This is a genomic window from Bacillus sp. B-jedd (assembly GCF_000821085.1).
In the GTDB taxonomy this organism is placed as follows: Bacteria; Bacillota; Bacilli; order Bacillales; family Cytobacillaceae; genus Bacillus_D.
Window position 1 is genome coordinate 1,549,838 of sequence record NZ_CCXR01000001.1, and the last position, 17,785, is coordinate 1,567,622.

A 17,785-nucleotide genomic window follows, 5' to 3' on the forward strand; every position below is an offset into this window, starting at 1 on the left:
ACGGGTATCTTTCCTAATTAACGGATATTTCCTGAATAATGAGCCATTTCCTCCCTGCATATTTTTCCTTTCCAAGGAGATACTGTTTTTTGAACAGCAGCTCCTATGAGGAGGGAAAAAAGCATTGACTCGAAATAAGGTTGAGATTTGCGGGGTTGATACATCGAAACTTCCAGTATTGAAAAACGAAGAAATGCGCAAGCTTTTCAGGGAAATGCAGGAAGGGGATCTTACAGCAAGGGAAAAACTGGTCAACGGGAATTTGCGTCTCGTCTTAAGTGTCATCCAAAGGTTTAACAATCGGGGAGAGTTCGTTGATGATCTTTTTCAAGTTGGCTGTATCGGCCTCATGAAGTCAATAGACAACTTCGATCTCGGACAGAATGTTAAATTTTCAACTTACGCTGTACCAATGATTATTGGTGAAATACGCCGCTATTTAAGAGATAACAACCCAATTCGGGTTTCGAGATCCCTTAGGGATATTGCCTACAAGGCCCTGCAAGTGAGGGAGAGGCTGATGAGTGAAACCTCCAGGGAACCAACCGCGGAAGAAATCGCGAAAGTACTTGAAGTTCCCCATGAAGAAATTGTTTTTGCTCTGGATGCCATCCAGGATCCTGTTTCTTTATTTGAACCAATCTATAATGACGGCGGAGACCCAATCTTCGTCATGGATCAATTGAGTGATGAGCGCAATAAGGACACACAATGGATTGAGGAAATCGCCTTAAAAGAAGGAATGAGAAGGCTGAATGAGCGGGAGAAACTGATTTTAAGAAAGCGGTTTTTCCAGGGAAAGACGCAAATGGAAGTAGCTGATGAAATAGGTATATCCCAGGCACAGGTATCCAGGCTTGAAAAAGCAGCCATTAAACAAATGAGTAAAAATATCCAAAGTTGAAGCTGCCCGCGGGCAGCTTTTTCAACTTGTCTGAGCCTTTTCTATTGAGGGGAATTTAAAGCGTTGATAAAAGTACAGTTTCTCTCTTCCTTGTCATATATTTTTACAAGAACAGGACAGGAGTGAATTGAAATGGTGAGAATTTCTGATTTTCAAATGAAGGATGTTATCAACGTAGCAGACGGCAAAAAACTCGGGAATGTAACGGATATAGACATTAATTTAAATACCGGAAAAATACAGGCAGTAGTGATAGGCGGAATGGGCAAGGTATTGGGCCTGTTTGGGAAAGAGGAAGATACGGTCATTCCCTGGTCGAATATATTGAAGATCGGCCAGGATGTCATCCTTGTCCGGGTGGCAGGCATTCCAATCCAGTCAACCCCGGAAGGACAGGAAAACACTGTCAGTTAGGCTAACAGGTACCGGATTGCTCCCTTGTATGGTAAACTATAGAAAAAAACAGGGGATTAAAAATGGAACCATTTTTATTAACAAATCAGTCGACTTATTTTCTGGACAAATGGATGAAAATACACCCCGGCTTAACTGCTGGTTTTTCTTCCCGCAATGGCGGTTCAGGCAGCAGAGAATACGGAAGCCTGAACACAGGCTTCCATGTTGGTGATGACCCACTCATCGTAAGAAGAAACAGGGAGCTGATCGCTGAGGAGGCCGGGTTTGGGCTCGAGGATATGGTCGGAAGCGAGCAGACACACGGGATAAACATAATCAAGGCTGATAGCCGCCATAAAGGCAAGGGAGCGGCCGAATACAGCACAGCCTTAAAAGATACGGACGGGTTATATACAAAGGAACCGGGGCTTTTGCTTACCATGTGCTTCGCTGATTGCGTTCCGCTATATTTCTTCCATCCCAACAGCAAGATGGCGGGGATAGCCCATGCCGGCTGGAAAGGGACTGTTCATGGAATTGGGCCTGAAATGGTCAGGCTATGGGGAGAAGAAGGTATACGCCCGGAGGAGATTTTTGCCGCTATAGGACCATCAATCTGCAAAAAATGTTATATTGTTGATGACTATGTTATCGGTTTTGTAGAAAATAGACTAGAACATGTCGAAAAAAAACCATATAATCAAATTAGTCCCGGCCAATATTCCCTTGATTTAAAAGAAATGAACAGATTGCTCCTGATTGAGGCGGGGATTCCGGAAAAGAATATCGCCGAAACTGGTTTATGTTCAAGCTGCGGAGGAGAGAACTTTTTCTCCCACCGAAGGGATAAAGGGAAGACTGGAAGGATGCTTGGTTTTATTGGCTGGAAGGAGGGTCTTTGAGGTAATGGGGGTATCAGGTAATCTAAGGGATATTAACAGCAAGATAAAAAGTGCCTGCCTTAAAGCTAACAGGGATCCTGAGGATGTAAGGATTATAGCTGTCACGAAATATGTCAGTAAAGAGAAGGCATTGGAAGCAGTTGAAGCGGGAATTGCCGATATTGGCGAAAACCGGGATGAAGGCTTTTTGGAGAAATGGGAATTTTTAAACGGAAAGGCCTCTTTTCATTTCATCGGATCGCTGCAGACCCGAAAAGTTAAGAACATTATCGGCAAGGCTGATTATATCCATTCATTGGACAGGCTGTCCTTGGCAGAAGAAATCAACAAGCGGGCTACAGAACCTGTTAAATGCCTTGTACAGGTAAATGTATCGGGGGAAGAGTCGAAACATGGGTTGAATCCTTCAGGTGTTGTGGACTTCATCAAAGAACTTGTGGAATATAAAAATATCCATGTCGAGGGATTGATGACCATGGCGCCCCTCACCGATGATCGAGAAAAGCTCCGAAAATGTTTCAGGGATTTGAGAATCCTGAGGGATCATATCAAGAATTTGAGGCTGGCACATGCTCCGTGTGAGGAACTGTCGATGGGAATGTCCAATGATTATACAATTGCAATTGAAGAAGGGGCAACGATGATCCGGATCGGTACAGCACTGGTCGGAGAAAATGATTCGGAGGTGCAAAAAAATGAGCATTAAGTCAAAATTTAAAACTTTCTTTTTCCTGGATGATCAATACGACGAAGAAGAGGAATACGTGGAAGAGGCGGAGCCGCTCAGGGCGCAAAAGCATCAGCCTGCCAGGCAAACACAGAATGTCGTGAGCCTGCAGAGTGTTCAGAAATCGTCTAATTCAAAGGTAGTATTAATTGAACCAAGAATGTATTCAGAGGCACAGGAAATCGCCGACCACCTGAAAAACAAGAGAGCGGTGGTTGTCAATCTGCAGCGGATTGACCACGACCAAGCGAAAAGGATCGTAGACTTCCTTAGCGGCACAGTCTATGCAATTGGTGGGGACATCCAGAAAATCGGGCTCAGCATTTTTCTTTGTACCCCCGATAATGTAGAGGTTTCCGGAAACATTTCAGAGTTGATGCAGGAGCAAGATTTTTCTGATAAGAGGTGGTAAAGTTTAAATGGGTATGATCTATGGAATATTATCGAATTTAATTATGCTTTATTACTGGGCATTGATTATTTATATATTGATGTCCTGGTTCCCGAATGCTAGGGGTTCGGCAATTGGTCAGTTCCTTACGAGGATCTGCGAACCATATCTTGAACCATTCAGAAGGTTCATTCCGCCTCTAGGCATGATTGATATTTCTCCAATTGTTGCGATTATTGTACTGAGATTTGCATCTGAAGGACTCAAAAAAGTTTTTATCTGGTTATAATTTCTTTATTTGCAAAAATAGTGCAATGGACATAGCACAAGTCCTTTTTGGAAAAGGATAAATTAGTAGGAGCAGGAAAATGAATATTTATCAGCATTTCAGGCCAAGTGAAAGGGAATTTATCGACAAGGTGCTTCAATGGAAGAACCAGGTTGAAACGATGTATACCCCGAAGCTTACGGACTTTTTGGACCCAAGGGAACAGTTCATATTAAAGGCACTCGTTGGCGAAAGCGGGGATATCCGTATGGAACTGTCGGGCGGCCCTTCTTTTGCTGAGCGCAAGAGGGCCCTTCTGCTTCCGGATTATGCAATGTCCACGCCGGATGACTTTCAAATCAGCCTTCTGGAGATTCATTACCCGGCGAAATTCGTGACGGTTGAGCATCCCCATGTGTTGGGAAGCCTTATGTCGCTCGGTCTTAAAAGGGGAAAATTTGGCGATATACTGGCAGCAGAGGGCAGGATTCAATTTTTATGCGCCAATGAAGTGTCCGATTTTGTCAAAATGAATCTCGAGTCAATAGGAAGGGCCTCTGTGACCCTGAAGGAAGCTTCCTTGGATGACGTTCTTCACTCCGACGAAACGTGGGTGGAAATGCCGGAGACTGTCAGCTCGCTTAGGCTGGATACAGTCCTTGCCGCGATTCATAACCTGTCAAGACAGAAATCCCAGCTGCTAATTACGCAGGGCCTGGTGAAGGTGAACTGGGAGGAAGTCGATGCCCCTTCATTCGAATGCGGGGAAGGCGACATGATATCAGCCAGGGGCTATGGCAGGGCGCGACTGAACTCCATCGAAGGAAAAACTAAAAAAGATAAATGGCGGATCATTGCCGCGAAGCATAAATAATTTTTTACAGCGGGCTTGAAGGAAAATGGAGCTTCCTGTCGAATTATTAGATACAGTACATAGAAAGCAGGCCTAAAGATTCCGGAAGGCTTGCGGGAGAAAGATGAAACTCAATTAGGGAGGTGGCGTCATGCCATTAACGCCGTTGGATATACACAATAAGGAATTCACGAAAGGATTCCGGGGTTATGATGAAGATGAGGTAAATGAATTCCTTGATCAAGTCATCAAAGACTATGAACTGATTCTTAGGGAGAAAAAGGAATTGGAAGAGCGCCTGAATGATATGAATGACCGTCTTGGCCATTTTACCAATATTGAGGAAACGCTGAACAAATCCATTATTGTCGCGCAAGAAGCTGCCGAAGAAGTAAGAAGAATCGCTCAGAAAGAAGCGAAGCTGATTATAAAGGAAGCTGAAAAGAACGCAGACAGGATTGTGAATGAATCTTTATCCAAGGCTCGCAAAATCGCATTGGAAATCGAGGATCTGAAAAAACAGTCCAAGGTTTTCCGGACCCGTTTTAAAATGCTGATTGAAGCCCAGCTGGATTTGATTAATAATGATGATTGGGACCATCTGCTAAGCTATGAACTGGATGCGACCGAATTGAAGGCGACTGAGGAAGAAGATTCGCTCGCTTGACGTTAAGGCTTGAAATGGCATATAATTTCCTAATAAACAACTGAAATTGAAAACAGGCTATGAATGGGACAGTACAGCTTACAGATGCTTATTCAGCGAACCGGGGATGGTGGGAGCCCGGAAAAGCAGGATGCTGGAACATCACCCATGAGTCCCGCACTGAAAGGCTTCTGGCCGATTAAGCTGCGGCGTCCCTTCCGCGTTAAGGAGTTTATGAGCGGGCAATAACCTTATTGCCTATCAGGGTGGTACCGCGGGAAAGCAAACCTTCTCGTCCCTATTTGGGATGGGGAGGTTTTTTATTTTGGTTCAAATTATTTTCATGATGAAGAAAAGGCATATATAGGTTAAATTTAATAAGTACATCATTAATTTGAAGAACTGGTTGATTGGAGCTCAGGCATGTAGACTCCTGCGGGACAGAGCAGCAAGGGGAGACCCCGCAGGAGCTTGCTCCGAGGAGGCTCCACTGATGCCCCGCGGAAAGCGAAATGCCGAGAGCGGAAATCAACCACCTCGTTCCAGAAGGATACCAATCTTATTACAACCTATATACATTCGAAAAAGATCCCTTAGTTATTCAGGAGGAACAGAAAATGGATTACAAAGACACGTTATTAATGCCGAAAACGGATTTCCCGATGCGAGGCAATCTCCCAAAAAGGGAACCGGAAATCCAAGCGAAGTGGGAAGAAAAGGATATCTATAAAATGGTGCAGGAACGGACAAAAGGAAGGCCGGTTTATGTCCTTCATGATGGCCCTCCATATGCGAATGGTGATATCCATATGGGGCATGCCCTCAATAAAATCCTTAAGGACTTCATTGTCCGCCATAAATCGATGACAGGCTACCAGGCGCCTTATGTGCCAGGCTGGGATACACACGGCCTGCCAATTGAGCAGGCATTGGCGAACAAAGGTGTAAAACGGAAAGAAATGACTACTGCTGAATTCAGGCAACTCTGCACCGAATACGCGCTCGGCCAAATTGACAGCCAGAGGACTCAGTTTAAGCGCCTTGGTGTCCGCGGTGACTGGGAAAACCCATATATCACCCTAAAGCCTGAATATGAAGCACAGCAAATTAAAGTATTCGGGGAAATGGCCAAGAAAGGGTATATTTATAAAGGCAAAAAGCCTGTCTATTGGTCGCCGTCTAGTGAATCAGCTCTTGCAGAAGCCGAAATCGAATATAAAGACAAAAGGTCCCCTTCGATTTATGTCGCTTTTAAAGTGAAAGACGGCAAAGGGGTATTGGATACGGATACGAGCATCGTCATTTGGACGACGACTCCGTGGACAATCCCGGCAAACCTGGGAATTTCCGTCCATCCAGACCTTTCCTATGTCGTTGTTTCAGTCGATGGGAAAAAATATCTTCTCGCTGAAGCGCTGCTTGAAGCCGCTGCAAAAGAAATCGGCTGGGACAATTACGAGGTAGAACAAAAGGTAAACGGAAAAGAACTTGAATATATTGTTGCTTCCCACCCAATTTATGGGCGTGATTCGCTTGTTATGCTAGGGGAGCATGTGACCACGGATGCCGGTACCGGCTGTGTCCATACTGCGCCAGGCCACGGGGAGGACGATTTCCAGATTGGCCGAAAATATGGCCTTGACGTCCTTTGCCCAGTTGATGACAAAGGGGTTATGACGTCCGAAGCAGAAGGGTTTGAAGGGTTATTCTATGATGAAGCCAATAAACCGATCACAGAAGCTCTTGATAAAGCGGGAGCCCTTCTGAAGCTGTCATTCATCACCCACTCCTATCCTCACGACTGGAGAACGAAAAAACCGGTTATCTTCCGTGCAACAGCCCAATGGTTCGCTTCTATAAAGGATTTCCGTAATGAATTACTTGAAGCGATCAAGGAAACCGAATGGGTTCCGGCCTGGGGAGAAACCCGACTCTTCAACATGGTCCGGGATCGAGGCGACTGGTGTATTTCACGTCAGCGAGTGTGGGGAGTGCCGATTCCTGTATTTTACGCTGAAAACGGCGAACCGATTATTACCGATGAAACGATTGACCATGTTTCAAACTTGTTCCGTGAATATGGTTCAAATATCTGGTTTGAAAAAGAAGCAAAGGAACTGCTGCCAGAGGGATTCACTCATCCTGGTTCACCGAATGGCCAGTTCACAAAGGAAACGGATATCATGGATGTCTGGTTTGACTCCGGTTCTTCCCATCAAGCTGTGCTTGAGGAAAGAGATGACCTTGTCAGGCCGGCTGACTTATATCTTGAAGGCTCTGATCAGTATCGTGGCTGGTTCAACTCATCACTTTCCACTGCTGTCGCAGTGACGGGGAAAGCACCTTACAAGGGTGTCCTGAGCCATGGGTTCGTCCTTGATGGCGAAGGAAGGAAAATGAGTAAATCACTTGGGAATGTCATGATTCCTGCAAAAATCATGAACCAACTCGGCGCGGATATCCTTCGCCTCTGGGTCGCTTCTGTTGATTATCAGTCCGATGTCCGGGTATCAGAACCGATACTGAAGCAAGTTGCGGAAGTTTACCGGAAGATAAGGAATACATTCAGATTCCTGCTGGGGAATCTTGCTGATTTCAATCCGGAAACAGATGCGCTCCGCTATGAGGAACTTCGGGAAGTCGATCAATTTATGCTTGTAAAGCTGAATAAATTGATTAAACAAGTAAGGACCTCATATGAGAAATATGAATTCTCAGGGATTTATCATGCTGTCAATAATTTCTGTACGCTCGACCTAAGCGCCTTCTATCTTGATTTTGCAAAAGATGTCTTGTATATCGAAAAAGCTGATAATAAAGAGCGCCGTGCAATCCAGACCGTTCTATATGAATCACTTGTCGCTTTGACTAAGCTTGTCTCTCCAATCCTTTCGCATACTGCGGATGAGGTATGGGAATTCATTCCCGGAGTCGGGGAAGAAAGCGTCCAGCTGACTGATATGCCTGATTACGAAGAGTTCGAAAATGCTGATGCGCTCATGAAAAAGTGGACCGCTTTCATGAAGTTACGGGATGATGTCCTAAAAGCGCTTGAAGAGGCGAGAAATGAAAAAGTCATTGGTAAATCGCTGACTGCTAAAGTCACGCTCTATGTGAATGAAGAGAGCAGGGCGCTCCTCAATTCTATCGATGAAGATATGAAACAGCTTTTCATCGTTTCAGGCTTTGAAGTGGCCGGAACGCTTGAACAAGCGCCTGAAAACGCCTTGCAGCTTGAAACCGCGGCGATTGTTGTCACAAAAGCCGAAGGGGAAACGTGCGAAAGGTGCTGGGTTGTTTCCAAAGAAGTGGGCAGCAATCCTGAACATCCAACTCTTTGCCCACGCTGCGCTAGCGTAGTGAAGGAATCTTCGTCTGCGCAAGACGGTGAATAACGTATCGTAGAAGGCTGGGCCTGCTCATGCAGGCCTGCCTTTTTCATTCTTTCATCCGAATATCTTTGTTGTTTACCGGAAGTTTATGCTAAAATGCAAAAGAAGTCATCGACAGGATGTGGAGGGTTCACTTAGTGTTTTACTATATTATTGCGGCATTCATTATTATTCTCGACCAATTTACCAAGTGGCTGATTGTTAAGAATATGAATATAGGCGATAGCATTCCGGTTATCGAAGATTTCCTCTATATTACCTCGCATCGTAACCGCGGCGCGGCCTGGGGAATCCTTCAAGGGCAAATGTGGCTGTTTTATGTGATAACAATTATTGTCATCATCGGAATAGTCTACTACATCCGGAAAGCGGCGCGCGGAAATGCTCTGTTAGGGGTATCGCTCGGTTTTATGCTGGGCGGGGCCATCGGCAATTTTATTGACCGGGTTTACAGGCAGGAAGTGGTTGATTTCATCCACACGTATATTTTCAGTTACAATTTCCCAGTATTCAACATAGCGGACTCCGCCCTGGTCATTGGTGTATTTCTCTTAATGATCCAAATGCTAAAGGAAGAGCGGGAAGGAAAAAAGGAGAAATCATATGGAAAAAATGGTACACACCATCCTTGAAAACCAAAAGGGTGACAGAATCGACAAAGCAGTATCAACTTTAAATGAGGAATGGTCCCGAACCCAAGTCCAGCAATGGATAAAGGACGGAAATGTTCTCGTGAATGGAAAACCGGTAAAAACAAACTATAAATGCGCTGAGAATGATGTAATTGAAATAACGGTACCTGAGCCGGAAGAGCTTGATGCCATTCCGGAACAAATGGAACTTGATATTTATTATGAAGATGCCGACGTCCTAGTCGTTAACAAGCCGAAAGGGTTGGTAGTCCATCCAGCGCCAGGGCATTTAACAGGGACACTTGTGAATGGGCTGATGTACCATTGCAAAGACCTGTCAGGAATTAATGGTGTCTTAAGGCCAGGGATTGTCCATCGGATTGATAAAGATACGTCAGGGCTATTGATGGTTGCAAAAAATGATATGGCCCATGAAAGCCTTGTGAATCAGCTGGTTGAAAAATCAGTGAAAAGGAAATACAAAGCGATAGTCCATGGGAATATCCCCCATGACTACGGTACTGTGGATGCCCCGTTGGGACGGGATCCTAAAGACAGGCAGAGTATGACGGTAGTCGATAACGGCAAGCATGCCGTCACTCATTTCGAAGTCATCGAGCGGTTTGGCGATTTTACTTTTATTGAATGCCAGCTTGAAACAGGCAGGACCCACCAGATAAGGGTTCATATGAAATATATCGGTTATCCTCTCGCTGGTGATCCCAAATATGGCCCTAAAAAAACACTCGATTTGGGAGGGCAGGCGCTTCATGCTGGAGTTTTAGGCTTCAAACATCCGCGGACCGGTGAGTATCTCGAGTTTGAGGCTCCGCTGCCAGCATATTTCGACAAATTACTTGAAGATTTACGCATAAATAATTGACATCGCCGCTCCATTCAAGTACGATAGCTATAGTTTATAAGCCCTTTAAAAGCAGTCCAGTGAGGCTGGGAAGGAAACGGATAATGTAGCCCCAAATAGGGCGCAATGCACGGTTTTCCAACCTCCCGCACGAGCTGCGGGAGGTTTTTTCATGCACTTCTTTACAAGAAGGTAGGGTTGAAGATGGGCCAAAAGGCAATTGTCCTGGATGAACAGGCAATCAGGAGGGCGCTCACGAGGATTGCCCACCAGATTATTGAGAAAAACAAAGGCATTGAGGATTGTGTCATTGTCGGCATAAGGACAAGGGGAATATATATCGCGGAACGGCTTGCCGAAAGGATCATGCAGATTGAAGGAACGCCAATCGCCACAGGCGAGCTTGATATCACCCTTTACCGGGATGATCTGACAAAGGTGACCGAGGACGAGGAACCCCATGTGAAAGGATCTGATATCCCCGGCGGAGTAAAGGACAAAAAAGTCATCCTTGTAGACGATGTACTCTACACTGGAAGGACTGTGAGAGCCGGAATGGATGCCATCATGGATCTCGGGCGTCCAGCACAAATCCAATTGGCTGTATTGGTCGACCGCGGCCATCGCGAATTGCCGATAAGGGCCGATTATGTCGGCAAAAACATCCCGACATCAAGCTCTGAAAGGATTGTCGTGGAACTTGCAGAAAAAGATGGATCCGATCAGGTAAGCATTTATGAGTAAACCATAAATTAAAATCCCTTTTAAGCGCAGTCCAGTGAGTCTGCAAAGGGGGGAATGCCGGGACACTTCCAAGATTGGCCAGAACGGGCCTTCAGGGAAGATAAAAGCGCCCTTATGCATTTTTTCCTCCTTGCAGCTGACGCAAGGAGTTTTTTTATGGCCATTGGCAACCATAAAAGGGAATGGGTTGCGGAATAATAGCAGCCAAACTTATCGGAAATGCCGGAAAAACGAGAAAACATAGAGTGCACGGAGGAGAAATAATGAATAGACCGATTCTTGATGTAAATGAAAAACCAAGCTTGGGGCAATTAATTACTTTAAGCTTACAGCACTTATTCGCCATGTTCGGCGCAACCATACTCGTTCCCTACCTAGTCGATTTAAGTCCGGCGATCGCCCTTATCTCGAGCGGGCTAGGTACACTGGCTTTCCTAATGATTACAAAATGGCAAGTCCCTGCCTACCTTGGTTCTTCCTTCGCTTTCATCGTTCCGATCATTGGTGCAAAAGCTGTCGGCGGCCCTGGCGGGGCAATGATTGGGAGCTTCATGGCTGGTCTTGTGTATGGCATTGTCGCCCTCATTATTAAAAAGGCCGGCCATCGCTGGATTATGAACCTGCTGCCACCAATTGTTGTCGGACCTGTCATCATGGTTATCGGACTTTCCATGGCAGGGACCGCAGTCGGGATGGCAATGAATACGATGAATGGCCCCGAGAATTACAGCATGCTTCACTTCTCCGCGGCCTTGATTACACTCATTGCGACTATCGTCTTCTCCATTTATGGAAAAGGGACGTTAAGCATCATACCGATTTTAGCGGGCATCGTCGTCGGTTATGTGTATTCCCTGGCAGTGGGGCTGGTTGATTTTAAACCGGTAATAGATGCGAAACTTTTCGTAATGCCTGATTTCATCATCCCATTTGTGGATTATAAAATAAAAATTACGCTGGACCTAGCCCTTTTGATGGTTCCTGTCGCGATTGTGACAATTTCAGAGCATATCGGCCACCAGCTTGTTCTCAGCAAGGTAGTCGGCCGCGATTACATTAAACAGCCCGGCCTTCACCGCTCCATTTTGGGTGACGGTACGGCTACGATGATTTCCGCCCTGATTGGCGGACCGCCGAAAACCACCTATGGTGAAAACATTGGAGTCCTTGCGATTACAAGGGTGTATAGCGTGTATGTCATCGCTGGCGCGGCTGTAGCAGCCATTATTTTCGGATTCAGCGGAACGATTACAGCGCTGATCCACTCGATTCCGACAGCCGTCATGGGCGGCGTCTCCATCCTGTTATTCGGTATCATCGCTTCTTCCGGCCTAAGGATGCTTGTTGACAACAAAATCGATTTTGGCAACAGCAGAAATCTGATCGTTTCATCGGTCATCCTCGTAGTCGGCATCGGAGGGGCATTCATCAAGATAACGAGCGGCTTCCAAATCCAAGGCATGGCGCTCGCGGCAATCCTTGGGGTATTGCTGAACCTGATCCTGCCTGGCAGGGAACAGGTAAAGGAAGACATGTTCGACGCTTCATAGGACAATCAAACTGCATAAGGTACCACCTTTTAAACCGGTCCTGTGAGTCCGGTAAGGGTGCACGCCCGTCTGCCGGATTTCCGGCGGCTGGGGAAATCATGCGCCCAGGCTACCGCCAAGGGCGTTTTCTTTCGCCCTAAAGCAAAAAATCTGGGGAGGAATGGACAAATGATCAAGCATTTACTAACAATGGCTGACTTGCAGCCGGAAGAAATCCACACACTGATTGATGAAGCAGAAGGGTTTTCAAAAGGGGCAATCTGGACTCCGCAAAGGCAGGCATTTGTTTCGAATCTTTTCTTTGAACCAAGCACAAGGACGAAGTGCAGCTTCGAAGTTGCACAAAGAAAACTTGGCCTTGAAGTCATCCAGTTCGAGGCGAGCGCATCTAGCGCGCTAAAAGGCGAAACGCTTTATGACACGGTCCGCACATTGGAATCGATCGGGGTAGATGCGGCTATCATCCGCCATCCTGCCGACCAATACTACGAAGAACTCCTTGAAGGCTGCAGGATTCCAATCCTGAATGCAGGGGATGGCTGCGGCCACCACCCGACCCAATCGCTCTTGGATCTTATGACAATCAAGCAGGAGTTTGGCAGGTTCGCAGGCTTGAAGGTTGCGATTGTTGGAGACATCAGGCATAGCAGGGTTGCCCATTCCAATGCCGTCGCATTGAAAAAACTTGGCGCGGAAGTTGTTTTCTCCGGCCCTCCGGAGTGGTTCGACGAGAATATTACTTATGAATCGATTGATAGTGCAGTCAGAACCGCGGATGTCGTTATGCTTCTCAGGATCCAGCATGAGCGGCATGAGAGGCATTCGGGAGTATCGAAAGAAGATTACCATCGCGAGTACGGACTTACCCTTGAAAGGGAAAGGCTAATGAAACCTGGCAGCATTATTATGCATCCGGCACCTGTCAACAGGGATGTCGAAATCGCCTCCAGCCTGGTGGAATCGCCTCGTTCGAGAATTTTTAAACAGATGGAAAATGGCGTTTATGTCCGGATGGCTGTCCTAAAAAGGTCTTTGTCGCAAAAAACAGGAGGTAAATACCATGAAGCTTTTGCTGAAAAACGTGCAGTTGCACGATAAATCTGCTGAATTTAATCAAACTGATATTTTAATAGAAAACGGAAAGATCGCGAAAATCTGCCGGGACCTTAATGTGGAAGCTGACCAGATAATTGATGGAGCGGGATACTTGGCCGCTCCCGGTTTCATCGATCTTCACGTCCACCTCCGCGAGCCTGGCGGAGAAAAGAAAGAGACAATTGAAACAGGAACACTTGCTGCGGCAAAGGGTGGTTTTACAACTGTCGCGGCGATGCCGAATACAAGGCCTGTGCCGGATTCAAAGGAACAGCTTGACTGGCTTCAGGACCGGATCGCCAAAACCACCGCTGTCAGGGTGTTGCCTTACGCGTCGATTACAGTCCGGGAACTAGGCAGGGAGCTAACAAATTTCAAGGAATTGAAGGAAAGCGGCGCTTTTGCGTTTACAGATGACGGGGTCGGCGTCCAGACGGCGGCAATGATGCTCGAGGCAATGAAGCAGGCTGCCGCGCTTGATATGGCAATCGTTGCCCATTGCGAAGAAGATTCGTTAATCAACAAAGGCTGTGTCCATGAAGGTGCGTTTTCAAAAAAATATAACCTGCCAGGAATTCCTTCTGTATGTGAAAGTGTACATATTTCAAGGGATGTGTTGCTTGCAGAGGCTGCTGGCTGCCATTACCACGTTTGCCATATCAGTACAAAGGAATCAGTCCGTACTGTACGCGATGCGAAGAGGGCGGGGATTAAAGTAACCGCTGAAGTGACTCCGCACCACTTGCTGATGTCGGAAGACGATATACCTAACCTGGATGCCAATTATAAAATGAATCCGCCCCTCCGTTCCAAGGAAGACCAATTGGCGTTGATTGAAGGCCTCCTGGACGGTACAATCGATTTTATTGCCACTGACCATGCACCGCATACTAAAGAAGAAAAATCAGAGGGTATGCAACTTGCGCCATTCGGTATAACTGGCCTGGAAACAGCATTTCCGCTTTTATATACCAACATGGTGGAAAAAGGGATCTTCACCTTATATGAACTGATTGAGTATTTGACGACCAAACCTGCGCTTGCCTTTGGCCTGCCATTCGGGAAATTGGAAGCAGGGGCACCGGCTGATATCGTTTTGCTTGATCTAAAGGAAGAAAAGGAAATCAAACCTGAAGAGTTTTTATCAAAAGGGAAGAACACACCTTTTGGCGGCTGGAAGTGCAAGGGTTGGCCTGTCGTCACGATTGCTGGAGGGAACATCGTTTGGGAGTCCGAACGTACGCCATCTTCAGTGAATTAACTTGTATGCGGGGCGATACAACTCAGTTATAAAGGATCCCGGCGTTGCGCGGGGGGATACGAGCGGGGATGGCAGGAATGCCATCCCCATGATTTGGGAAGGGCGTGTAACGATGATCGCAAAAGAGCAGTGTAAAATCATAGAACAAAGTGAAATAGCCGACTCCATTTTTAAGCTAACTGTTGAAGGAGATATCGCACTAAGGGCCGAGCCGGGCCAATTTGTCCATATAAAAACCGGCGGGCCGGCCGGACCGCTTTTAAGGCGCCCGATCAGCATTTCTTCAATCCACAGGGAAGAGCGCAGGTTTACGATGATATATCGCGCTGCCGGCCAAGGAACCTCACTGCTCTCGGAGGCGCTGCAAGGGACCGAGGTGGATATCCTTGGCCCGCTTGGCAACGGATTTCCGGTTTCTGAGGCTGCTCCAGGCAGCACAGCGCTCCTGGTAGGTGGCGGTATTGGTGTTCCTCCTCTATATGAACTATCCCGCCAGCTAACCCTCCGCAGTGTTAATGTCATCCATGTCCTTGGATTTCAGACTGCATCCGTTGTATTCTATGAGAAGGAGTTTTCCAAATTAGGAACGACTTATGTCGCAACGGTGGACGGCACTTATGGAGAAAAAGGTTTTGTCACGAACATCATTCAGAATGAGCAGCTCGATTTCGATGCCCTTTTTGCGTGCGGCCCAGTCCCGATGCTGAAGGCACTGGAACTGGGATTTCCTCATAAAAAAGCGTTTCTGTCACTGGAAGAACGGATGGGATGCGGAATTGGCGCCTGCTTCGCTTGTGTTTGCCAGGCAAACGAAGATGCCAGCGGCCGCACATACAGGAAGATTTGCAGTGACGGTCCGGTGTTCCGGGCAGGGGAGGTAGTATTATGAGCATGTTGAACATTGAGCTTCCTGGGTTGAATCTGAAAAATCCAATCATGCCTGCATCCGGCTGTTTCGGTTTCGGCCGTGAATTCAGCCAGCTGTTTGATTTGGATGTTTTGGGAGCGATCATGATAAAGGCTGCGACCGGCGGGCCTCGTTATGGCAATCCTACACCGAGGGTTGCTGAAACCCCATCTGGAATGCTAAATGCAATCGGCCTCCAAAACCCCGGATATGAGGAAATTATGGCGAAAGAACTTCCGTGGCTCGAACAGTTTCATTTGCCAATTATCGCGAATGTTGCCGGTTCAACAGAAGAAGAATATATAGAGGTGGCAAAAAATATTTCCAGGGCAAAAAATGTGGCCGCTCTAGAATTGAACGTGTCATGCCCGAATGTAAAAGAAGGCGGAATCGCCTTTGGCACAGACCCATCGACATTAAGAGGACTTACCAGAAAGGTGAAGGAAGTTTCTGAAGTTCCTGTTTACGTTAAGCTTTCCCCTAACGTAACTAATATTGTCGAGATTGCGCTTGCGGCAGAAGCTGGCGGTGCGGATGGCCTGACGATGATTAACACTCTGCTTGGTATGAGGATCGATTTGAAAACAGGAAAACCTGTGCTGGCCAATCGTACCGGCGGCCTCTCGGGACCTGCTGTCAAACCGGTTGCGCTTAGGATGGTATATGAGGTCAGTCAGAGGACAAATCTGCCGATTATCGGAATGGGCGGGGTTCAGTCCGCGGCCGATGTCATCGAATTTTTTTATGCAGGGGCCAGCGCTGTGGCGGTTGGGACGGCTAACTTCACTGATCCGTTCACCTGCCCACAAATTATTGAAGAACTGCCCGTCCTTTTAAAACAACTTGGTTATGAACATATTCTTGAATGCAAAGGAAGGAGCTGGAACAATGCAGGACAACCCGCTTATCATCGCGCTTGATTTTAAGGGAATGGACGAAGTAGAAAAGTTCATTGAACCTTTTGCAGGGCAAAATCTGTTTGTTAAAGCAGGAATGGAACTATTTTATAAAGAAGGACCGAACACCGTTTATCGGTTAAAGGAACTGGGGCACCGCGTATTCCTTGATTTGAAGCTGCATGATATCCCGAATACAGTCATGAGTGCGATGAGATCGCTCGCGAGCCTTGGCTGCGATTTGGTCACGGTCCATGCTGCTGGAGGTAGAGCGATGATGGAAGCGGCAATGGAAGGTCTAGAAGCCGGTACACCATCTGGCCAAAGGCGGCCGCAGTGTGTGGCGGTCACACAGCTTACGAGCACCGAAGAGGCGAATATGCAAGCTGAACAGCTCATTCCCGTAAGCCTGGAACAATCTGTTTATCATTATGCTGCTCTTGCTAAACAATCAGGGCTCGATGGAGTGGTGTGCTCTGCCCTGGAAGCCGGCGGGATCATGGAGAGGCTTGGCAGTGAATTTTTGACCGTCACTCCCGGAATCCGGATGGGAATGGATGACCGCCAGGATCAGAAAAGGGTTGCCACCCCGGAAATGGCGCGTCAGCTTGGAATTTACGCTATCGTTGTCGGACGCCCCATCATCAGGGCGGCAAATCCAGTTGACGCATATGCCGACTGGCTGAAAGCATGGGAAGGGGAAGTAAAATGAGTAAGCAAATCGCCGGACATCTATTAGAAATCAATGCGGTTACGTTAAGGCCGAACGAGCCTTTCACCTGGACATCGGGCATGAAATCCCCCATATACTGCGATAATCGGCTGACACTGTCGTTTCCCGCAATCAGGAAAGCAATTGCCCGGGAACTTACAGAGCTAATAAATAACTATTTTCCCGGAGTTGAAGTCATTGCCGGGACAGCAACTGCCGGAATTCCACACGCTGCGTGGATAAGTGATAACCTTGAATTGCCAATGTGTTATGTGCGCAGCAGCGCGAAAGGGCACGGAAAAGGAAATCAAATCGAAGGCAAGATAAGCAAAGGGCAGAAGGTGGTCATTGTCGAGGACCTCATTTCGACAGGGGGAAGTGTCATTACAGCTGCGGAAGCACTCAAAGAAGCCGGAGCAGAAGTCCTTGGCGTTGTCGCCATTTTTACGTACGGACTTGAGAAGGGGAAGATACTGCTTGAAGAAGCAGGCCTTGAAACCCGGACAATCACTGGTTTTCCTGAACTTGCCCAGGTTGCGGCTGAACAGGAATATATTAAACAGGATGAACTTGCAAACATTTTGGAATGGTACAAGAATCCGAGTGAGTGGGGACAAACAAAATCATAAAACAAATGCCCGGCCTAT

19 protein-coding genes and 1 other annotated feature are annotated in these 17,785 nt (G+C 46.9%); all 19 genes read left to right on the forward strand.

Annotated elements, in window-relative coordinates:
* The first annotated feature begins 124 nt into the window (after nucleotides 1–124).
* Nucleotides 125–904, forward strand: coding sequence for an RNA polymerase sporulation sigma factor SigG (gene sigG / locus BN1002_RS07625; protein WP_048824403.1), 780 nt, complete (start codon nucleotides 125–127; stop codon nucleotides 902–904).
* A gap of 132 nt (nucleotides 905–1,036) precedes the next feature.
* Nucleotides 1,037–1,318, forward strand: coding sequence for a YlmC/YmxH family sporulation protein (locus BN1002_RS07630; RefSeq protein ID WP_048824404.1), 282 nt, complete (start codon nucleotides 1,037–1,039; stop codon nucleotides 1,316–1,318).
* A gap of 62 nt (nucleotides 1,319–1,380) precedes the next feature.
* Complete coding sequence (gene pgeF, locus BN1002_RS07635) at nucleotides 1,381–2,202, forward strand: peptidoglycan editing factor PgeF (RefSeq protein ID WP_048824405.1); 822 nt, start codon at nucleotides 1,381–1,383, stop codon at nucleotides 2,200–2,202.
* A gap of 4 nt (nucleotides 2,203–2,206) precedes the next feature.
* The gene (locus BN1002_RS07640; RefSeq protein WP_048824406.1) at nucleotides 2,207–2,908 is read left to right on the forward strand and encodes a YggS family pyridoxal phosphate-dependent enzyme; all 702 of its coding nucleotides are present in this window, start codon (nucleotides 2,207–2,209) and stop codon (nucleotides 2,906–2,908) included.
* Nucleotides 2,898–3,341 (forward strand): cell division protein SepF, encoded by a 444-nt coding sequence (locus BN1002_RS07645; RefSeq protein WP_048824407.1) that lies wholly within the window; start codon nucleotides 2,898–2,900, stop codon nucleotides 3,339–3,341. Before BN1002_RS07640 ends, BN1002_RS07645 begins: the two co-directional genes overlap by 11 nt.
* 7 nt (nucleotides 3,342–3,348) lie before the next feature.
* Nucleotides 3,349–3,609, forward strand: coding sequence for a YggT family protein (locus BN1002_RS07650; protein ID WP_048824408.1), 261 nt, complete (start codon nucleotides 3,349–3,351; stop codon nucleotides 3,607–3,609).
* Nucleotides 3,610–3,688: 79 nt separating this feature from the next.
* On the forward strand, nucleotides 3,689–4,462 hold the full coding sequence (locus BN1002_RS07655; protein WP_048824409.1) for a YlmH family RNA-binding protein: 774 nt from the start codon (nucleotides 3,689–3,691) through the stop codon (nucleotides 4,460–4,462).
* Nucleotides 4,463–4,592: 130 nt separating this feature from the next.
* Complete coding sequence (locus BN1002_RS07660; protein WP_048824410.1) at nucleotides 4,593–5,108, forward strand: DivIVA domain-containing protein; 516 nt, start codon at nucleotides 4,593–4,595, stop codon at nucleotides 5,106–5,108.
* A gap of 50 nt (nucleotides 5,109–5,158) precedes the next feature.
* Nucleotides 5,159–5,390 (forward strand) — a binding site (T-box leader).
* Between the two features lie 314 nt (nucleotides 5,391–5,704).
* Nucleotides 5,705–8,482, forward strand: a complete 2,778-nt coding sequence (ileS, locus tag BN1002_RS07665) for an isoleucine--tRNA ligase (RefSeq protein WP_048827830.1) — start codon at nucleotides 5,705–5,707, stop codon at nucleotides 8,480–8,482.
* Nucleotides 8,483–8,598: 116 nt separating this feature from the next.
* The gene (gene lspA / locus BN1002_RS07670; protein WP_269429790.1) at nucleotides 8,599–9,111 is read left to right on the forward strand and encodes a signal peptidase II; all 513 of its coding nucleotides are present in this window, start codon (nucleotides 8,599–8,601) and stop codon (nucleotides 9,109–9,111) included.
* On the forward strand, nucleotides 9,083–9,994 hold the full coding sequence (locus tag BN1002_RS07675) for an RluA family pseudouridine synthase (RefSeq protein WP_048824412.1): 912 nt from the start codon (nucleotides 9,083–9,085) through the stop codon (nucleotides 9,992–9,994). The genes lspA and BN1002_RS07675 overlap by 29 nt, the downstream gene beginning before the upstream one ends.
* A gap of 183 nt (nucleotides 9,995–10,177) precedes the next feature.
* The gene (gene pyrR / locus BN1002_RS07680) at nucleotides 10,178–10,717 is read left to right on the forward strand and encodes a bifunctional pyr operon transcriptional regulator/uracil phosphoribosyltransferase PyrR (RefSeq protein WP_048824413.1); all 540 of its coding nucleotides are present in this window, start codon (nucleotides 10,178–10,180) and stop codon (nucleotides 10,715–10,717) included.
* A gap of 263 nt (nucleotides 10,718–10,980) precedes the next feature.
* A complete protein-coding gene (locus BN1002_RS07685) occupies nucleotides 10,981–12,267 on the forward strand; it encodes a solute carrier family 23 protein (protein ID WP_048824414.1) in 1,287 nt (428 codons plus the stop codon).
* A gap of 171 nt (nucleotides 12,268–12,438) precedes the next feature.
* Nucleotides 12,439–13,365 (forward strand): aspartate carbamoyltransferase catalytic subunit, encoded by a 927-nt coding sequence (locus BN1002_RS07690; protein WP_048827831.1) that lies wholly within the window; start codon nucleotides 12,439–12,441, stop codon nucleotides 13,363–13,365.
* The gene (locus BN1002_RS07695) at nucleotides 13,328–14,623 is read left to right on the forward strand and encodes a dihydroorotase (RefSeq protein WP_048824415.1); all 1,296 of its coding nucleotides are present in this window, start codon (nucleotides 13,328–13,330) and stop codon (nucleotides 14,621–14,623) included. The genes BN1002_RS07690 and BN1002_RS07695 overlap by 38 nt, the downstream gene beginning before the upstream one ends.
* 115 nt (nucleotides 14,624–14,738) lie before the next feature.
* The gene (locus tag BN1002_RS07700) at nucleotides 14,739–15,512 is read left to right on the forward strand and encodes a dihydroorotate dehydrogenase electron transfer subunit (protein WP_442853411.1); all 774 of its coding nucleotides are present in this window, start codon (nucleotides 14,739–14,741) and stop codon (nucleotides 15,510–15,512) included.
* Complete coding sequence (locus BN1002_RS07705; protein WP_048824416.1) at nucleotides 15,509–16,450, forward strand: dihydroorotate dehydrogenase; 942 nt, start codon at nucleotides 15,509–15,511, stop codon at nucleotides 16,448–16,450. The genes BN1002_RS07700 and BN1002_RS07705 overlap by 4 nt, the downstream gene beginning before the upstream one ends.
* Nucleotides 16,419–17,138 carry an orotidine-5'-phosphate decarboxylase gene (pyrF, locus tag BN1002_RS07710; protein ID WP_048824417.1) on the forward strand — a complete coding sequence of 240 codons (720 nt, stop codon included), beginning with the start codon at nucleotides 16,419–16,421 and terminating at the stop codon, nucleotides 17,136–17,138. Before BN1002_RS07705 ends, pyrF begins: the two co-directional genes overlap by 32 nt.
* The gene (pyrE, locus tag BN1002_RS07715; RefSeq protein ID WP_048824418.1) at nucleotides 17,135–17,767 is read left to right on the forward strand and encodes an orotate phosphoribosyltransferase; all 633 of its coding nucleotides are present in this window, start codon (nucleotides 17,135–17,137) and stop codon (nucleotides 17,765–17,767) included. The genes pyrF and pyrE overlap by 4 nt, the downstream gene beginning before the upstream one ends.
* The last annotated feature ends 18 nt before the right edge of the window (nucleotides 17,768–17,785 follow it).

Excerpts from the sequence above, each read along its gene's own strand:
- BN1002_RS07695 (WP_048824415.1), top strand. The coding sequence starts at position 13,328 with ATGAAGCTTTTGCTGAAAAACGTGCAGTTGCACGATAAATCTGCTGAA.
- BN1002_RS07705 (WP_048824416.1), top strand. The coding sequence starts at position 15,509 with ATGAGCATGTTGAACATTGAGCTTCCTGGGTTGAATCTGAAAAATCCA.
- pyrF (WP_048824417.1), top strand. The coding sequence starts at position 16,419 with ATGCAGGACAACCCGCTTATCATCGCGCTTGATTTTAAGGGAATGGAC.
- pyrR (WP_048824413.1), top strand. The coding sequence starts at position 10,178 with ATGGGCCAAAAGGCAATTGTCCTGGATGAACAGGCAATCAGGAGGGCG.
- BN1002_RS07675 (WP_048824412.1), top strand. The coding sequence starts at position 9,083 with ATGGAAAAAATGGTACACACCATCCTTGAAAACCAAAAGGGTGACAGA.
- BN1002_RS07650 (WP_048824408.1), top strand. The coding sequence starts at position 3,349 with ATGGGTATGATCTATGGAATATTATCGAATTTAATTATGCTTTATTAC.
- BN1002_RS07660 (WP_048824410.1), top strand. The coding sequence starts at position 4,593 with ATGCCATTAACGCCGTTGGATATACACAATAAGGAATTCACGAAAGGA.
- pyrE (WP_048824418.1), top strand. The coding sequence starts at position 17,135 with ATGAGTAAGCAAATCGCCGGACATCTATTAGAAATCAATGCGGTTACG.
- BN1002_RS07685 (WP_048824414.1), top strand. The coding sequence starts at position 10,981 with ATGAATAGACCGATTCTTGATGTAAATGAAAAACCAAGCTTGGGGCAA.
- BN1002_RS07640 (WP_048824406.1), top strand. The coding sequence starts at position 2,207 with ATGGGGGTATCAGGTAATCTAAGGGATATTAACAGCAAGATAAAAAGT.
- BN1002_RS07630 (WP_048824404.1), top strand. The coding sequence starts at position 1,037 with ATGGTGAGAATTTCTGATTTTCAAATGAAGGATGTTATCAACGTAGCA.
- lspA (WP_269429790.1), top strand. The coding sequence starts at position 8,599 with ATGTGGAGGGTTCACTTAGTGTTTTACTATATTATTGCGGCATTCATT.
- BN1002_RS07655 (WP_048824409.1), top strand. The coding sequence starts at position 3,689 with ATGAATATTTATCAGCATTTCAGGCCAAGTGAAAGGGAATTTATCGAC.
- pgeF (WP_048824405.1), top strand. The coding sequence starts at position 1,381 with ATGGAACCATTTTTATTAACAAATCAGTCGACTTATTTTCTGGACAAA.
- BN1002_RS07645 (WP_048824407.1), top strand. The coding sequence starts at position 2,898 with ATGAGCATTAAGTCAAAATTTAAAACTTTCTTTTTCCTGGATGATCAA.
- ileS (WP_048827830.1), top strand. The coding sequence starts at position 5,705 with ATGGATTACAAAGACACGTTATTAATGCCGAAAACGGATTTCCCGATG.